The organism is Ensifer sp. NM-2 (assembly GCF_003024455.1).
Classification (GTDB): Bacteria; Pseudomonadota; Alphaproteobacteria; order Rhizobiales; family Rhizobiaceae; genus Ensifer; species Ensifer canadensis.
Window position 1 is genome coordinate 41,794 of record NZ_PVZR01000008.1, and the last position, 14,951, is coordinate 56,744.

17 protein-coding genes are annotated in these 14,951 nt (G+C 61.0%); 5 read left to right on the plus strand and 12 right to left on the minus strand.

Annotation, left to right across the window (positions count from 1 at the left end):
- Positions 1–183 precede the first annotated feature (183 nt).
- Positions 184–2,829: an AMP-binding protein gene (locus tag C6558_RS17335; protein ID WP_371412275.1), complete on the plus strand. Its 2,646-nt coding sequence runs from the start codon at positions 184–186 to the stop codon at positions 2,827–2,829.
- Here the strand turns inward: C6558_RS17335 and C6558_RS17340 are convergent.
- Entirely contained in the window at positions 2,770–3,282 is a 513-nt protein-coding gene (locus tag C6558_RS17340) for a DinB family protein (protein ID WP_025426474.1), read from the minus strand. The two genes, C6558_RS17335 and C6558_RS17340, sit on opposite strands and share 60 nt — an antisense overlap.
- Before the next feature lie 141 nt (positions 3,283–3,423).
- Between C6558_RS17340 and C6558_RS17345 the strand changes: the two genes are divergently transcribed.
- Entirely contained in the window at positions 3,424–4,113 is a 690-nt protein-coding gene (locus C6558_RS17345; protein WP_025426475.1) for a glutathione S-transferase family protein, read from the plus strand.
- 103 nt (positions 4,114–4,216) lie between these two features.
- Complete coding sequence (gene ndk, locus C6558_RS17350; RefSeq protein WP_025426476.1) at positions 4,217–4,639, plus strand: nucleoside-diphosphate kinase; 423 nt, start codon at positions 4,217–4,219, stop codon at positions 4,637–4,639.
- A 75-nt stretch (positions 4,640–4,714) separates the two neighbouring features.
- Here ndk and C6558_RS17355 read toward each other — a convergent pair whose 3' ends face one another.
- Positions 4,715–5,227 (minus strand): hypothetical protein, encoded by a 513-nt coding sequence (locus C6558_RS17355; RefSeq protein WP_038575989.1) that lies wholly within the window; start codon positions 5,225–5,227, stop codon positions 4,715–4,717.
- Complete coding sequence (locus C6558_RS17360) at positions 5,224–5,781, minus strand: CGNR zinc finger domain-containing protein (RefSeq protein WP_025426478.1); 558 nt, start codon at positions 5,779–5,781, stop codon at positions 5,224–5,226. Before C6558_RS17360 ends, C6558_RS17355 begins: the two co-directional genes overlap by 4 nt.
- A 68-nt stretch (positions 5,782–5,849) precedes the next feature.
- Between C6558_RS17360 and C6558_RS17365 the strand changes: the two genes are divergently transcribed.
- The gene (locus C6558_RS17365; RefSeq protein WP_025426479.1) at positions 5,850–6,746 is read left to right on the plus strand and encodes a branched-chain amino acid ABC transporter permease; all 897 of its coding nucleotides are present in this window, start codon (positions 5,850–5,852) and stop codon (positions 6,744–6,746) included.
- Positions 6,747–6,748: 2 nt separating this feature from the next.
- On the opposite strand, the gene C6558_RS17370 is transcribed toward C6558_RS17365, so the two are convergent.
- From C6558_RS17370 to C6558_RS17390, 5 genes are all read right to left on the minus strand, one after another.
- Positions 6,749–7,213 (minus strand): molybdenum cofactor biosynthesis protein MoaE, encoded by a 465-nt coding sequence (locus C6558_RS17370; protein WP_084814304.1) that lies wholly within the window; start codon positions 7,211–7,213, stop codon positions 6,749–6,751.
- A gap of 4 nt (positions 7,214–7,217) precedes the next feature.
- Positions 7,218–7,478 (minus strand): molybdopterin converting factor subunit 1, encoded by a 261-nt coding sequence (gene moaD / locus C6558_RS17375; protein WP_057211447.1) that lies wholly within the window; start codon positions 7,476–7,478, stop codon positions 7,218–7,220.
- On the minus strand, positions 7,475–8,062 hold the full coding sequence (gene pgsA / locus C6558_RS17380; protein WP_025426482.1) for a CDP-diacylglycerol--glycerol-3-phosphate 3-phosphatidyltransferase: 588 nt from the start codon (positions 8,060–8,062) through the stop codon (positions 7,475–7,477). The genes moaD and pgsA overlap by 4 nt, the downstream gene beginning before the upstream one ends.
- Positions 8,063–8,292: 230 nt before the next feature.
- Positions 8,293–10,317 carry an excinuclease ABC subunit UvrC gene (gene uvrC, locus C6558_RS17385; RefSeq protein WP_025426483.1) on the minus strand — a complete coding sequence of 675 codons (2,025 nt, stop codon included), beginning with the start codon at positions 10,315–10,317 and terminating at the stop codon, positions 8,293–8,295.
- Positions 10,314–11,078: an SDR family oxidoreductase gene (locus C6558_RS17390; protein ID WP_025426484.1), complete on the minus strand. Its 765-nt coding sequence runs from the start codon at positions 11,076–11,078 to the stop codon at positions 10,314–10,316. Before C6558_RS17390 ends, uvrC begins: the two co-directional genes overlap by 4 nt.
- Positions 11,079–11,442: 364 nt before the next feature.
- Between C6558_RS17390 and C6558_RS17395 the strand changes: the two genes are divergently transcribed.
- Positions 11,443–12,081 carry an outer membrane protein gene (locus C6558_RS17395; protein WP_025426485.1) on the plus strand — a complete coding sequence of 213 codons (639 nt, stop codon included), beginning with the start codon at positions 11,443–11,445 and terminating at the stop codon, positions 12,079–12,081.
- 50 nt (positions 12,082–12,131) lie between these two features.
- On the opposite strand, the gene C6558_RS17400 is transcribed toward C6558_RS17395, so the two are convergent.
- The 4 genes from C6558_RS17400 to C6558_RS17415 form a co-directional block, all read right to left on the minus strand.
- A complete protein-coding gene (locus tag C6558_RS17400) occupies positions 12,132–12,722 on the minus strand; it encodes a glutathione S-transferase (RefSeq protein WP_025426486.1) in 591 nt (196 codons plus the stop codon).
- A gap of 106 nt (positions 12,723–12,828) precedes the next feature.
- Positions 12,829–13,545: a ribonuclease T(2) gene (locus C6558_RS17405; protein ID WP_057211525.1), complete on the minus strand. Its 717-nt coding sequence runs from the start codon at positions 13,543–13,545 to the stop codon at positions 12,829–12,831.
- Positions 13,546–13,547: 2 nt separating this feature from the next.
- Complete coding sequence (locus C6558_RS17410; protein ID WP_025426488.1) at positions 13,548–13,994, minus strand: hypothetical protein; 447 nt, start codon at positions 13,992–13,994, stop codon at positions 13,548–13,550.
- A 47-nt stretch (positions 13,995–14,041) separates the two neighbouring features.
- A complete protein-coding gene (locus C6558_RS17415) occupies positions 14,042–14,914 on the minus strand; it encodes a 23S rRNA (adenine(2030)-N(6))-methyltransferase RlmJ (RefSeq protein WP_025426489.1) in 873 nt (290 codons plus the stop codon).
- Positions 14,915–14,951: the final 37 nt, after the last annotated feature.

The window sequence follows — 14,951 nt, forward strand, 5'->3', positions numbered from 1 at the left end:
TACCAGATCTGCCCGGTATGGTTGTCGAAATCCCACCGCAGGAGGGACTGGCGCAACCGATTGGAGCGGAAAGTCGAAAGTTGCTGTTTTAGTTCATGTTTATAGTTGACGGAGCTTGTCAACAATTATATCCCGCCTTGCTAAATCGGGCGGGAGGCTCGAATGCAGAGTGATGGTTTGACAATGCCCCCTTCATTCATCGCGGATCTTGCGGCGTGGGGCGAGCGTCCCGCTCTGGTTCTTCCCGGTCGGCGTTTCGTCAGCTACCGCGACCTGCACGAAAGGGTCGACCGTCAGGTCGCACTTTTTCCGCGCACCCGCGCGCTGATAAAGCTTGAGCCCGAACTCTCCGAACATGCCATCATTGCCTATCTCGCAGCGCTTAAGGCCGGACATGTGGTTGCCATGCAGGCGCCGCGCGCCGCCGGCACTGCGGCCTGGACGGACATGTTCGAACCGGACTGTGCCTATTGCCGGATCGACGGCCGTTGGCGAACCGAACATCTGGGGGGCAGTGACAAGCCGTTGCATCCGGACCTCGGCCTCCTGCTGTCGACCTCTGGCAGTACCGGGTGCGGCAAGGCGGTGCGGCTTTCGGCTGGCAATGTTTCGGTCAATGCCCGCTCGATTGCCGAATATCTGGAGCTTGGCGCCGACGATCGCAGGTGCTTGATCCTGCCGCTGCATTACTCCTATGGCCTTTCGGTGCTGAACGCCCATCTGACTGTCGGCGCCAGCCTTTACGTTCCCAGCGGCTCGATCCTTGATCCAGGATTCCTTGACGGTCTTGCGGCCAGCGGCTGCACCAATCTTTCCGGCGTGCCCTATTCCTATGAACTCCTGGAAAAGGTCGGCTTTCGCGACCGTGCGTTCCCGCAACTGCGTTTCATGACGGTTGCCGGCGGACGTATGGCGCCGGAGCGCGTTCGTGCCTATGACGAGCATCTTCGCGCCCAAGGCGCCGCTTTATTCGTCATGTACGGTCAGACCGAAGCGACGGCCCGCATCGCCTATGTTCCCCCCGCGCGGCTCAAGGGCAATGAAGACCGGATCGGCGTCGCCATTCCCGGTGGCATGCTATCGATCGCGGATGATGAGGGGCGAGCGATTGCCGGTGCCGGTGTCGCCGGCGAACTTGTCTATCGCGGCCCCAATGTGATGATGGGCTACGCCTCGTCGCGGCAGGACCTGGCCCGCGGCGCAGACCTTGACGAACTGCATACGGGCGACCTGGCGGTCCGCGAAACCGATGGCCTTTTCCGCATCGTTGGACGCATGAAACGCATGTCCAAGATCGCTGGCCTGCGCATCGGCCACGATACCCTCGAGCACGCGCTCGAGCGGCGCGGTGTTGTGGCGGCAATCGTCGGCGATGACGAAGGGCTGCATGCCTTCTTTCAGGGCGAAGGCCGACTCGAGGACGTGCGCCGCCTGCTCGTTGCCGCGAGCGGCCTGACACTTGCCCACATCATGGCCACGCACGTGCCGGAAATCCCGAGGTTGCCATCGGGCAAAGTCGACTATGGTGCCCTGAGCCTTGCAGCAAAGCAGGCGATCGCCGCCGGCCACGGCGATCGCGAAGGTATCGAAAGCCTCTTCCAGCAAGTGTTCTATCCTGCACGGGTGAAGCCGGAGGATAGCTTCCTCTCGCTCGGCGGAGATTCGCTGCGTTTCGTGCAGCTCTCGATTGGTCTCGAAAAGGCGCTTGGACAGGCTCCGGAGATGTGGGAGGCCATGCCGATCGCAACACTTGCGGCGCTGGAAAAGCGAGAAACGGCGACGGCAAGGATCGGAATGGATCTGATCATCCGTGCCTTGGCTATATTGCTCGTCGTTCTTCACCACGAAACCCTGTGGCCGCTGCCGGGCGGATCGGCTGCCATGGTTATCCTTGCCGGTTTCAGCCTCGCCCGATTCCAGATGGGGCCGCTTCTGGCCGGTGGTGGCTTGGCTATTCTGCGACCACTCACGCAGATCCTCGTGCCCTATTATCTCATTGTCGGCGCCTATGCCGCCGTTTGGGGCGAAGTCCCCTGGGCATCGATCTTCCTTGTCGGCAATTTCGGTTTCGCCGATCCGGAGACCCGTGGCATGGTGCCCTACCTCTATTGGTTCATCGAAGCCTATTGCCAGATGATGCTGGTCTTCGTGGCGCTGTTCGCGATCCAGCGCTTCCGGCGGCTTGCTGCTCGGCAGCCCTTTGCGATGGGCATGCTGTTGCTCGGCGTGGCGCTGATCGCCAGGCTGGCCTTGCCGATACTCTGGCCGATCGGCAACCGGCAGATCTTCACCTTGCCATGGATCTTCTATCTCGCTGTGATCGGCTGGTGCGCCGCGATCGCCGAAACGCATCTGCAGCGACTGCTTCTGGTGGTCGCGGGAGCTGGCGCCTTCCTGTTTTTCGGCCTTTACGAGGGCGTCTGGATCGGCACGAAGATCAAGTATCTGCTGTTGATCGCCGTGCTCGTTGCTCTGGTCTATGCGCCGCGCGTCAGCGTTCCGCGCTGGGCAGCGCAGCTGGTGCTGCCGCTATCGGCTGCCGGCTTCCATATCTACATCCTGCACCGTTTCGTGCCGGAGCTGTTGATGACGCCGCTGCAGCCGCATCTCCCAACGGTGCTCTTTTCCACAGTCTCGATCGCAGGCGGCATCGCGCTTGGCCTCGCCGCCTGGCTCTTGCAACGCCAATTGCTCAAGGCGGCTGTGAACGGAAGGCCCAAGCCCGGACTGTCGCTTAATCATCTGCGGCCGAGTGCCAGATGGGCTGTTTTAGTTCGCCCACTTTTCGCCTTCGGTCCACAAAAAGAACGCGAGATCCAGCACAATTGATGGACGCCCAAGCGCTGTCAGCGTCGCGTGCACCTGGCCGCGGTGATGGGTCTGGTGATTGAAGACGTGGGCGAGCGTTGGCCCGAGCTTCTGCGTGACGATCACTGGTGAGCTCAGCGTCGTGTAATTGAAGGTGGCGGCAAACCGCGCCTCATCGAGCCCGTAGATCCAGGCAATCATTCGCGCATCTTCCCGTTCGCGTGCGCTGGTAAGGCTGGCGAGATCTTCATGGAGCATCGTATCCAGCGCTGTCGGCGCGTCGCCTTCGCCGGTGAAACGTTTCATCCAGATCCGATCCGCGGCAAGGATATGATTGAGCGTCGCAAGCGCTGACCCGAAGAATGCACCCTTGCTCTGCCTCAGTTCGCTGTCCGGAAGTTCTGCGGCCGCTGCGTAGAGCCGGCGGTTGGCCCAGATGTTGTAGTCGGCGAACATGCGAAAATGATCGAGCATCTGTTTCTCCTTCGTGGTCGCGAAGTTAGCGCAGATCCGCATTCCTGTGGCGAATGCCACCCATGAAATTTAATCATTTGATCGTTCGATCCGTCTGGCGTCGAATGAGGTGAGACGATCCAATTTTCGCCGGGAGATCACGTGAGCAGGAAACTCTATTCGCTTTGCGGTGCCGACAGGGCCCGACCTTTTTCACCGCATGTCTGGAAGACCAAGCTGTCGCTTGCGCATAAGGGGCTCGACTTCGACGTCGTTCCGATCGGCTTTACCGAGATCCCCAAGGTAGAGGAAGGCGCCACCAAGCTCGTGCCGCTTCTGCGCGACGGCGACCGGCTGGTACAGGACAGTTTTGAGATTGCCGTCTATCTCGACGAGAACTACCCGGATCGGCCGTCGCTGTTTGGCGGACCGGGCGGCATGGCCATGGCCCGCTTCATCGAGGGCTGGTCGCAGACGACGCTGCATCCGGCAATCGCTCGCATCATCATCAAGGATATTCACGACAGGCTCGATCCGGTCGATCGGGTCTATTTCCGCGAAAGTCGCGAGGCGCGCTTCGGCACTTCGCTCGAAGCGGTGGCTGAAACCGGAGGCGCGGCCCTTGCGACCTTCTCCGACAAGCTTGAGCCGCTGCGCCATATGCTGAAGTTTCAGCCCTATCTCGGCGGCGAGCGGCCACTCTTTGCCGACTACATCGTCTTCGGTGCGCTGCAATGGGCGCGTATCGTTTCGCCGCAACGCCTGCTTTCCCAAGGCGATCCGGTCACCGACTGGTTCGAGCGTTGCCTCGACCTGCACGATGGCATCGGCCGCTCTGTGACAGCGGCGTGAAACCCGCAAGGCTCGCGGCGAATCGTGAGTGAACCCCCTTGTTTTGCGCGGAATTGGCGGCTAATGAACCGCCACTTCTCAAGAAAACAAGGGAATTGAGCCAATGGCGATTGAACGTACCTTTTCGATGATCAAGCCGGACGCAACGAAGCGTAACCTGACCGGCGCCATCACCAAGATGCTCGAAGACGCCGGCCTGCGCGTCGTTGCTTCCAAGCGCGTCTGGATGAGCCGCCGCGAAGCTGAAGGCTTCTACGCCGTTCACAAGGAACGTCCGTTCTTCGGCGAACTCGTCGAGTCCATGTCTTCGGGCCCGACCATCGTTCAGGTTCTCGAAGGCGAAAACGCCATCGCCAAGAACCGCGAAATCATGGGCGCCACCAACCCGGCAAACGCTGATGAAGGCACGATCCGCAAGGTTCACGCCCTTTCGATCGGCGAAAACTCGGTTCACGGTTCGGACGCTCCGGCAACGGCTGCTGAAGAAATCGCATACTGGTTCTCCGGCACCGAAATCGTCGGCTGAATTCAATATCTGCATTTCCGGCCATAACGGCTTGAAATCACTCGATTGAACCGGAGCGGAAACGCTCCGGTTTTTTCATATCGGGCACTTTGCCGTTTCAAAATGCTCCGGCGCCTTGCCGTCCCGGAAGACCGCCGGATTCTTGTCGTATGCCGGACCCTCGACCAGTGGCTTCGCCGGCAAGATATCTTGGTCGACATCGGAGGTGACGGTGGTCTCCAGTTTCTGCAGCGTTTCGCCCGCAGGTCCTTTCACCTCGATCGTCACCGCATAGGGCCTTTCCTTTTTCACACAAGTCAGATCGGGACTTTCCAGCACCACTCTGTCGAGCTTTGGAAAGAGCTTGCGCGTCACCTTGAGCGACTCGCCGCCCACCGGGTTCTCGAATGTCGCGATGACAATGCTACCCTCGGGCACGGGCTCCGTCTTCTGGAGCGTGATCGTGTAGACGGCATAGGCGAGGCGGTAGTTGAAGATGAACATCTTGCCAGTCAGCTTTAGCGGATCGGGGCCGGTCTCCCGTTGGCAGCCGGCGATCAGCATCACCGTCATCATGGCCGCAAGCGTTGCAATCGTCCGTATTATCATTGTGCCTCCTCCTTGCTGCGGCGATAGTGACGCTTGGCCTTGCTGCGGTTGCCGCAGACGGCCATGTCGCACCAGGTCCGGCTGCGGTTGCGGCTCCTGTCCAGAAATAGCCAGCCGCAATTGGGGCAGATCTTCAGCCGATCGGGTTCGGGATTGGCGACGAGGCTGAGTGCGGAATGGGCCGTAGCGGTGTCGAGCGCGACGGCGTCTCCACCGTTGCCGGCACCACGCAACACCGCGGCGATCGCCTCGAGCAGGTCGGCCATCAAGTCTACCCGCTGCTCGGCCTCCGCCTGCGCCCGAAAATGCCGATCCGTTGCCTCGCGCAACGTCAAGAGCCTGGTGCGGTTCGGCTCGGCAACGGGCAACAGCGTGCCAAAGCGTTGGCTCTCGGCGCAGAACCGGTTGGCGGCTCCGGCGAAGCCGTCGAGCGCCGGGACGTCGGCAAAGCGATCGATCCGCCTCGCGGGATCAAAGCGCAGGATGACGGAGTTGGCGACATCCAGCGCCAGCGCGCCGCCGGCAAATCGGTGTGCGGTCCAGGTGAAGGTCATGAACAAATCCTAACTGGTAAATGTGATTTTACCAGTTATATTGATGTTGTCACGCTCCCGGATGCGCCATGCTCTATTTCCTGCAGCAGATCGCCAATGCCGTCCCTATCGCCGCGCTCTATGCTGCGCTGGCATTCGGCTATGCCATCGCCTTTGCCGTGACCCGCCGGGCCGATCTCACCTACGGTGCTCTCTTTGCCTTCGCCGGCCAGATGTTCGTGCTGTTTGCCAATTTCGGCTGGAACCAACTGTGGCTGGTGCTGCCGGTAGCGCTCGGCCTCGGCGCCGCAGCGGGCCTCACACTCGGCGTCGGGGCAGGGCTTGTCGCCGGGCGCTATGTGATGCGCCCGCTTGCATTCTCGTCGGCCAACACTGTCGTCGTCGCGTCGCTTGGCTGTCTTCTGGTGCTGATGGAGACCGCGCGGCTGGCGTCGGAAACGAAGAGCCTGTGGCTGCCACCGTTTCTGAACGGCAACATCGTCTTCTGGTCCGATGCCAAGTTCCCGGTGACGCTGACGGTGATCCAGTTGCTCAACACGCTGTTGATGGTGGCGCTGGTCGCGAGCGGTCACTGGTTTCTGGCGCATAGTCGCGCCGGGCGGTCGTGGCGAGCGGTGTCAGAGGATCGTGGCGCTGCTGCCCTGTGCGGCATCGATGCGGCGCGTGTCTATATCGCCGCCTATGGCGCCGCGTCGCTGATCGCCGCCTGCTGTGGCATCCTGGCCGCGTCCTACTATGGCAACATGGATTTCGGCACCGGGCTAACCTTCGGGGTCAAGGTGCTGTTCATCGCGGCGATCGGCGGCCAGACCTCGCCGCTTTGTGCCGCGCTCGGTGCAGCAGCGATCGGCCTGCTCGAAACGCTCTGGGGCGCGTATGGCCCGATCCTCTGGCGGGATTTCGCGATCTTCGGCTTCCTCGTCATCGTGCTCGCGGTGACGCGGCAGGAGAAAATCATCCCCTGATGTCAGCGTTTCCAGCGATCACGCGCCGTGTCGTCGGCATCCTTGGCGCTGACCCAACCGCCGGCCGTTCCGTCGCTCGAGTGCTCCTTCTTCCAGAAGGGAGCGGAGGTCTTGAGGAAATCCATGATGAAGTTGGCGCCATCGAAAGCCGCCTGCCGGTGCGGCGAGGCGGTGATCACCAGCACGATGTTTTCGCCGGGATTGATCTTGCCGTAGCGATGGATCGCCGTTGCCGCTTGCAGCCCGAAGCGTTCGACCGCCAGCCTGCAGATGCGTTCGATTTCGGCTTCGGCCATTCCAGGATAATGCTCTAACTCGAGAGCGGTCAGCGTGCCCGCTTCGTCGCGGCAGAGGCCCGAAAACGTCACAACCGCCCCGATGTCAGGGCGGCCGGAAGAGAGCTTGGAAACCTCGGCCGAAAGATCGAAGTCCTCGCACTGCACGCGCACGGTGACGGCCGCGCCCATGGCGTCAGCCACCGGTCATCGGCGGGAAGAGAGCGATCTCGCGCGCGCCGGCGATCGGTTCGCCATGCTCGACATGCTCCTGGTTGATCGCTGCGCGGATGACGTTCTGGTGCTCGAGCGCCGTCTCGTATTCTTCCCCAAGGGTTTTCAGATGCGCAAGCAAATCGGCAATGGTGACGACGTCGGCCGGGACTTCCAGCGTTTCCTCACCCTTGCCAATGCGTTCGCGCACCCAAGAGAAGTAGACGAGATTGACGGTGCTCATTCGTTGACCACATGTTTCAGGCCGGCGCGGAAATAGTCGTAACCGCTGTAGAGCGTGATCGCCGCGGCAATCCACAGCAGAACGATACCGGCCTCGGTCGTATAGGGCAGGATCTTGTCGCCAGCGGGGCCGGCCAGCAGGAAGACGATCGCCACCATCTGGATCGTCGTCTTCCACTTGGCGATGCGGGTAACCGGGACGCTGACCTTCAGCGCTGCCAGATACTCGCGCAGACCCGAAACGAGGATCTCGCGGCACAGAATGATGATGGCGGCCCAGATCGACCAGCCGGCAATCGTGCCGTCGGCGGCAACGAGCAGCAGGATCGAGGCGACCAGCAGCTTGTCGGCGATCGGATCGAGCATCTTGCCGATGTTCGAGGTCTGCTTCCAGATGCGGGCGAGATAACCGTCGAAGAAGTCGGTGATCGAGGCGATGGCAAAGAGAGTGACCGCCGTCCAGCGCGCAAAATCCGAACTGTGCAGCCGGCCTTCGACGAAGAAGCAGAGCACGATCAGCGGCACGATCAGGATTCGGAAATAGGTGAGCAGGTTGGGGATGCTGTAGGCGACGGGCGTGGGCATGGATTCGGGTTCTCTGTCTTCCTCGGAGGTACAGAATGACTTTGCGACCCTCAGGTCAACAAATCATTGTGCGAAGGTTGTCATAATTGGCGCATCTCACCTGAACGCCCGGTGAATTGCCACTGCATAATTCCTTAAATCGGTATCGATCGGGGGGCGAAACGATGCGGCAAGGTTGAACCATTACAGCGTCTTCCGCGTGTCCTCTTCGACATGCTGCGCTGCAACGGTCATTTTGCCGCGTCCTCATGGAAATGCTCGTAGACCAGCCGGGCGACCGCTTCGGAAATGCCGTTGACCGCCATCAGGTCGTTCATGCCGGCGCGGGAAACGGCCTTGGCGGTACCGAAATGGGTGAGCAATGCTCGCTTGCGCGTCGGCCCGATACCGGCAATCTCGTCGAGCGGGTTCTTGACCATCTCCTTCTTGCGCCGCGCGCGGTGGGAGCCGATGGCAAAACGGTGCGCCTCGTCCCGTAGGCGCTGGATGAAATAGAGCACCGGATCTCGCGGCGGCAGGGTGAAGCTGTCGCGCCCGAGCGCGAAGAAACGCTCGCGCCCGGCGTCGCGGTCGACACCCTTGGCGACGCCGATCGCCGTCACGCAGTCTTCGACATCCAATTCCCTCAGGATCGTGCGGACAGCCGTCATCTGTCCCTGGCCGCCGTCGATCAGGATGACGTCCGGCCAGGCCGGGAAGGCTGCATCTTCGGCGACCTCGGCAGTCCGGTCCGGTTTGCCTTCTTCCTTGAGCAGGCGCGAGAAGCGGCGGGTCATCACCTCGCGCATCATGCCGAAGTCGTCGCCGGGCGTAATGTCGGTCGATTTGATGTTGAACTTGCGATACTGGCCTTTGACGAAACCTTCAGGGCCGGCGACCACCATGCCGCCGACGGCATTGGTGCCCATGATGTGGGAGTTGTCGTAGATCTCGATCCGCCGTGGGGCGCGTTCGAGCTTGAACGTTTCGGCAAAACCTTCGAGCAGTCGCGACTGCGACGCGGTTTCAGCCAACTTGCGGCCATGCGCCTCGCGGGCGTTGGCAAGCGCGTGATCAACAAGATCCTTCTTTTCGCCGCGTTGAGGCACCTGGATCGACACCTTGTAGCCCGACTTTTCGCTGAGCGCCTGGCCGAGCAGTTCCTGCTCCTCGACTGCCTCGCACAGCAGGATCTGCCGCGGACAGGGCTTGTCGTCGTAGAACTGCGCGAGGAAGGCCGAAAGCACCTCTGCCGTCGGCAGCGATGGGTCCGCCTTCGGGAAATAGGCGCGGTTGCCCCAGTTCTGCCCGGTGCGGAAGAAGAACACCTGGATGCAGGAGGTTCCGCCCTCGTGGTGGATCGCAAAGACGTCCGCCTCTTCGACGCCGGCCGGGTTGATGCCCTGGTGGCTTTGAACGTGGCTGAGTGCTGCGAGCCGGTCGCGATAAAGTGCGGCACGTTCGAAGTCGAGGTTTTCCGCAGCCTCGCCCATCGCCGCCGCAATCGTCGCTTTCACCGCCTGGCTCTTGCCGGAGAGGAAGTCCTTGGCCTCGCGCACAAGTTCGGCATAACCCTCATTGCTGATTTCGCCCGTGCAGGGCGCCGAACAGCGCTTGATCTGGTGCAGAAGACAAGGACGCGTGCGTGTCTCGAACACACTGTCGGTGCAAGTTCTCAACAGAAAGGCGCGCTGCAGCGAGTTGATCGTGCGTCCGACGGCGCCCGCCGATGCGAAGGGGCCGAAATAATCGCCCTTTCGGCTGCGTGCGCCGCGATGTTTGTAAAGGGCGGGCGCACGGCTGTCGCCGGTGACCAGAATATAGGGAAAGGACTTGTCGTCGCGCAGAAGCACGTTGAAACGCGGCCGGAGCCGCTTGATCAGGTTGGCTTCAAGCAGAAGCGCCTCGATCTCCGTGCGGGTGGTGACGAACTCCATGTTCGCCGTTTCGCGAATCATCCGCGAAATACGGTTGGAGTGGCCGCGCCCCTGGGCGTAGTTGCCGACGCGCTTCTTCAGGCTGCGTGCCTTGCCGACATAAAGGACGTCGCCGGCCTCATTGAACATGCGATAGACGCCAGGGCCGTTCGGCAGCCGCTTGACGAAGGCCTGGATCAGTTCGGCGCCCTTGAGGCCCACGACCTCGTTGCGATTCTCCGCCCACTCGATCGCCGGGCCTGCGGGCACGCCTTCAGGCGCCTCGATCAGGTCGTCGTCGTCTTCGATGTCATTGCCGTCATAAAGGATGCCGCCGTCAGTCGGCACGCGTCCGTTCATTCCACTATCTCCCTGATATCAGGCGTTTCCCAGGCGAGGTGCTGGCCGCCATCCAGCGCGATCATCTGTCCGGTAATCGACGGCGTGTCGAAAAGGAATCGGATCGTCCGCCCGAATTCGCCGAGCGCCGGACCGCGCTTGAGGATCACCGCATCGACCTGAGCCTGGAAATCGCGAGGATCCTGCCGCTCGTTCGGCAGTGTCGGCCCGGGGCCGATGCCGTTGACGCGAATATCCGGCGCAAGTGCCTGAGCCATCGTTTGTGTTGCCGTCCACAGTGCGGACTTGGACAACATATAGGAATAAAAACGCGGGTTTGGAGACCAGACGCGCTGGTCGATCACATTGACGACGAGGCCGGAGACGCCGCGTGGCAGCTGGCGGGCAAAATCGCGGGCGAGCAGGGAGGGTGCTTTTACATGCAGGGCGAAATGCCGGTCCCAGACGGCTTCGTCGAAAGCGTCGAGGCTATCCTTCTTGAACAGCGAGGCATTGTTGACGATCAGGTCGATCGGTCCGAGCGCTTCGTTGGCTTGCGCCATCAGCGCCAAGGTTTCCTGTGTGTCGGTAAGGTCCGCCTTCACGGCAACGGCTGCGACCCCGGTTTTGACAAGCGAAGCCGCAAGCGCCTCCGCCTCATCGAGCGAGCCATTGGCGTGGATTGCGACCGCGAAGCCGTGCGCCGCGAGGTCTTCAACTATAGCCTTGCCGATCCGTTTGGCGCCACCGGTTACGAGTGCCGCCTTCAGTGATTTCTTCACGTTTCATCCCGCTTTTCGAATCTTCGCGCCAGCGGACGAAGATATAGGCAAGAAACGCCGCCCTGAAACTCTCCCTGACGATTCATTTCGCAAAAATTAATGGAATTCGCGTAAATTGTATTATTTTGAAGCCATATAGTATATCTTTCGTTAATCTTGAAAGATGGTTAATAAAACTCCTGTGGCGTGAAAGCAACATCAAACTTTGGGCGTGATTGTGCCACCAAAATTTCACATTTTGGCTCTTGTGAATCCTCATTTGCTGGCCAATTTCAGCTCAACCGGGCGGGTTAATTGAAAGTTGTCCGATGTTTCATTGCGGGATCCCAACCCTCGAGGCATCGGTTCGTAAAGGAGAATATTTATGCGTACGTTCACCACCACCCTCATGGCTTCGGCCGTATCCCTCATCGCCTTCCAGGCCGCCCACGCTGCAGACGCGATCGACGAAGTTCCGGCGGCTCCGGCGGCTGAATACACCGAGCCGGCTGCGAAGAACTGGTCGGGCGCTTATGTCGGTGGTACCGTTGATTGGCGCCATGGCGAAGCCGACGCGACCGGCAACAACCCCGCGGTTGGATTTGGCGGCGGCCTCTATGGCGGCTACAACGTTCAGAGCGGCCAAATGGTTTACGGTGGTGAAGCCGATATCGGCTACGCCGGCAACGATTCTCATTCCAGCAACCGCAGCGTTACGCAAGGTGTGAACGGCTCGATCCGCGGCCGCGTCGGTGTCGATCTGAACCCGGTCCTGGTTTACGGCACGGCCGGTCTCGCCGTCGGTAACGCCAAAGTTAGAACTCAGGCTGGCGCCGACGACAAGACCATGGTCGGATGGACGGCTGGTGCTGGTGCCGAAACCTTCGTGACGGACAACATCACCGCCCGCGTTGAGTATCGCTACACGGACTACGGCTCGAAGGACTTCCATATGGGCGGTACGAGCGTCTCGACCGGTTACGATGAGCAGAGCGTTCGCGTCGGTATGGGTGTGAAGTTCTGATCGGCTTCTGCCGGATCAAAGAAAGAAGGCCGGGGTGACCCGGCCTTTTTTTATGCTTTGAATTTGGAATAATCCGGAAAGTGCTTTTCGAACTTCGCCGGCCAGTTCTTGAGCTTGGCGCGACCCCGCTGCCATTCGCCGCTGAAGCGCAGCTCAATGTAGCGCAGCAGTGCCGCGAGCGCGAAATGCCCCGCATGCAGCTTGGCTCCGGTCTTGGGTAGGTTTTCGTTCAGATGGTCGAGGCCGCGTTCGATCTTCGTCCATTGCATGTCGATCCAGGGCTGATGGACCTTTTCCGGCGGGTGGATGCGCTTCTCGTAGACGATCGCCAGCAGGCAGTCACAAATGCCGTCACACAGCGCCTCGAGGATTTCGATATCCAAGCGCTTGCCGGCATTCTTCGGGTAGAGCTTGCCTTTCGTTCCCCGGTCGATGAAGTGCATGATCGTGCGGCTGTCGTAGATAGACTTGCCATCGCCGGTAATCAGCGTCGGAATCTTGCCGAGCGGATTGCTGCCGATAAGCTCTGGCGAGTTGGCATTGGTATCGGTCAGCACGCTTTCAACCGCAAACCCGGCATAATGCGCGGCCATGCGGACCTTGTTGGAGTAGGGGGATGTGGGCGAGTAGAGTATTCTCATCGAGCATCTTTCACTTTCGCGCGCACCGCCCGAAATCGAGTACGGAAGGCCACACGCAGTTTCAAAACATAGGAGCGGCTCCCGCACCCATTGGCAAGGTATCGGCCTAGGATGCTGGAGGCAGTGTCACGGTGTCTCTTCGGCAGGCCTGGCGATCCACTTCGGGGCAGGGCCGGAAGCTCAGCGCCTTGTCGAAGCAGATCCTGATTTCCTCCAGCCGCTTGCCCTCGCAGGTAACAGCGACGGCGTTTGTCGTCATGCCCGGATTTCTGGCCACGAACGCGGCCTCGATGGCGCTGACGGACATCGAATTTTCGCGACGCGCAGCACCGAGTTCCGCCGGCAATGCAACGCGCTCGCGCGCTGCACGTGTCACGGCGAAATAGTCCTGCTGGCTGAGGCCCGAGCAGGTGCCATGTTTGCGCCATTGATGGCCGATCAGCCCCATCGAAGGAATGAGATCGAGATACTGGCGGCCGAGCGCTTCCGGCACACGATCGGATTGGCGCGTCGGGCAGAAATCGGGGTACCCTCGCTCATCCTGCGGCCACAGCCCATGTACGATCAGCCCGCGGTTGCTGCCGATCTTGCACTGTCCGATTTTGCCTGATGGGTCGTTGTCATCGCACCAAGTCGGCGACCAAGAGAGTGAGAGGACGTAGAAATCAAAGCCCTGGCCGACGGGGAGGGCGACATCCGTTTTTGTGTGGCCTGCAGTTTGCAATGGCGGCTTCTTCTCGGCGCTGTCTTCGCTGCAGCCGACAAGTGCCAACACAACGAAAAGCGCCGGCAGGAGCCGGCGCTGTCGGCAATACCTCGGCATGGTCAGCGAAGCGAAGCGCAATGTGCGCCGTAGACATACCAGGGATCGAGGCCGCCGACGCAGAACTCGATGCTCCGGCCGATGCCGGCAAAGCCCCAGTTGCGCTCGATGAGATAATAGAGCGGCCGCTGGTCGCCATCCGTCATGACGGCAGTCGCGCGGCAATACTCGCGCTCGACGCGGTGCGTGTAGTCGCGTAGTTCCAGCCGGTTCTGGCCCATGTTGCGGATCTCGGCGATCGAGAGATTGGCGTGCAGATAGTTCGCCGCCTTGTATTCGAACCGCGAGGTGATGAAGCCGAGAACCGAGGCGTCGCCACAGACGCCCGCGCTATAGGACGTCGGCTGGTCGCGGTAGGTCCCGAGATAGTCGGCCGCCGAAGCGGCGGGCGCTGTCGTGGCGGCGAAGGAAAGCGAGGCCAGAAGCGTTGCGGCGAGCTTGCGAGTCATGGGCGTCTCCCTGGATCGTCTCGCAAGATTGCGGCTTTAAGAGCCTTTCAGTCAAGGCCCCGAGTTGCTGCTTCTTCCCCACGCAGCCAGAAGCAGCGTGCCGAAGCGAAACGGTCTTGTCCGAGCCGGGTTTTCAAGAAGGGCAACAGCACGTCGAGTTCACTCTTGAGCGTGAAGGGTGGGTTGACGATGATCAGGCCCGAACCCGACAATCCCGTGGTGTCGCGGTCGCTGCGCACGGCAAGCTCGGCGCAGAGCATTTTCGGGATGTTGAGCGCCTTGAGTGCCTCATGGAAGGCCTTGATCGGCGCATTCTTCTTCAGGGGGTACCACAGGCAGAAGGTGCCGCCGGCAAAGCGTCGATAACCCCTGGCGAGGCCGTCGGCGAGCCGTTCGTATTCTCCCTCGATCTCGAAGGGCGGGTCGACCAGGATGAGGCCGCGCTTTTCCTTGGGCGGCAGGTGAGCGCCAAGCGCCAGCCAGCCGTCAAGCTCGGTGATCCGGCTCTGGAAGTCGCCGTCGAAGAGCCGGTGCAGCGTCTCGTAGTCATCAGGGTGCAATTCCATCGCCGACAGACGGTCCTGCGGGCGAAAAAGCATGCGAACCAGCTTCGGAGAGCCGGGATAACGCGTCAGCTCCGAACCGGTGTTGAGCTCGCGAACGGTCGCCAGATAGGGTTCGAGAATAGCTGCGACCGGCGCTGGCAGATCACCCTCGAGCAGCCGGCCGATGCCGTCGCGCCACTCGCCGGTCTTCTGCGCTTCTTCGCTCGACAGATCGTAGAGACCGATGCCGGCATGGGTGTCGAGAACCCGGAACGCCTTCTCCTTTTGCTGGAGATAGGTGACGAGCCGTGCCAGCACCGCATGCTTGAGAACATCGGCGAAATTGCCCGCGTGATAGATATGCCGATAGTTCATGAGGGCCGCCGATGGCTGTGATCAATTGTTTCGATGG

Coding starts and splice junctions, on each gene's coding strand:
- C6558_RS17335 (WP_371412275.1), top strand. CDS start 184: ATGCCCCCTTCATTCATCGCGGATCTTGCGGCGTGGGGCGAGCGTCCC.
- C6558_RS17340 (WP_025426474.1), bottom strand. CDS start 3,282: ATGCTCGATCATTTTCGCATGTTCGCCGACTACAACATCTGGGCCAAC.
- ndk (WP_025426476.1), top strand. CDS start 4,217: ATGGCGATTGAACGTACCTTTTCGATGATCAAGCCGGACGCAACGAAG.
- C6558_RS17355 (WP_038575989.1), bottom strand. CDS start 5,227: ATGATAATACGGACGATTGCAACGCTTGCGGCCATGATGACGGTGATG.
- C6558_RS17360 (WP_025426478.1), bottom strand. CDS start 5,781: ATGACCTTCACCTGGACCGCACACCGATTTGCCGGCGGCGCGCTGGCG.
- C6558_RS17365 (WP_025426479.1), top strand. CDS start 5,850: ATGCTCTATTTCCTGCAGCAGATCGCCAATGCCGTCCCTATCGCCGCG.
- C6558_RS17370 (WP_084814304.1), bottom strand. CDS start 7,213: ATGGGCGCGGCCGTCACCGTGCGCGTGCAGTGCGAGGACTTCGATCTT.
- moaD (WP_057211447.1), bottom strand. CDS start 7,478: ATGAGCACCGTCAATCTCGTCTACTTCTCTTGGGTGCGCGAACGCATT.
- pgsA (WP_025426482.1), bottom strand. CDS start 8,062: ATGCCCACGCCCGTCGCCTACAGCATCCCCAACCTGCTCACCTATTTC.
- uvrC (WP_025426483.1), bottom strand. CDS start 10,317: ATGAACGGACGCGTGCCGACTGACGGCGGCATCCTTTATGACGGCAAT.
- C6558_RS17395 (WP_025426485.1), top strand. CDS start 11,443: ATGCGTACGTTCACCACCACCCTCATGGCTTCGGCCGTATCCCTCATC.
- C6558_RS17400 (WP_025426486.1), bottom strand. CDS start 12,722: ATGAGAATACTCTACTCGCCCACATCCCCCTACTCCAACAAGGTCCGC.
- C6558_RS17405 (WP_057211525.1), bottom strand. CDS start 13,545: ATGCCGAGGTATTGCCGACAGCGCCGGCTCCTGCCGGCGCTTTTCGTT.
- C6558_RS17410 (WP_025426488.1), bottom strand. CDS start 13,994: ATGACTCGCAAGCTCGCCGCAACGCTTCTGGCCTCGCTTTCCTTCGCC.
- C6558_RS17415 (WP_025426489.1), bottom strand. CDS start 14,914: ATGAACTATCGGCATATCTATCACGCGGGCAATTTCGCCGATGTTCTC.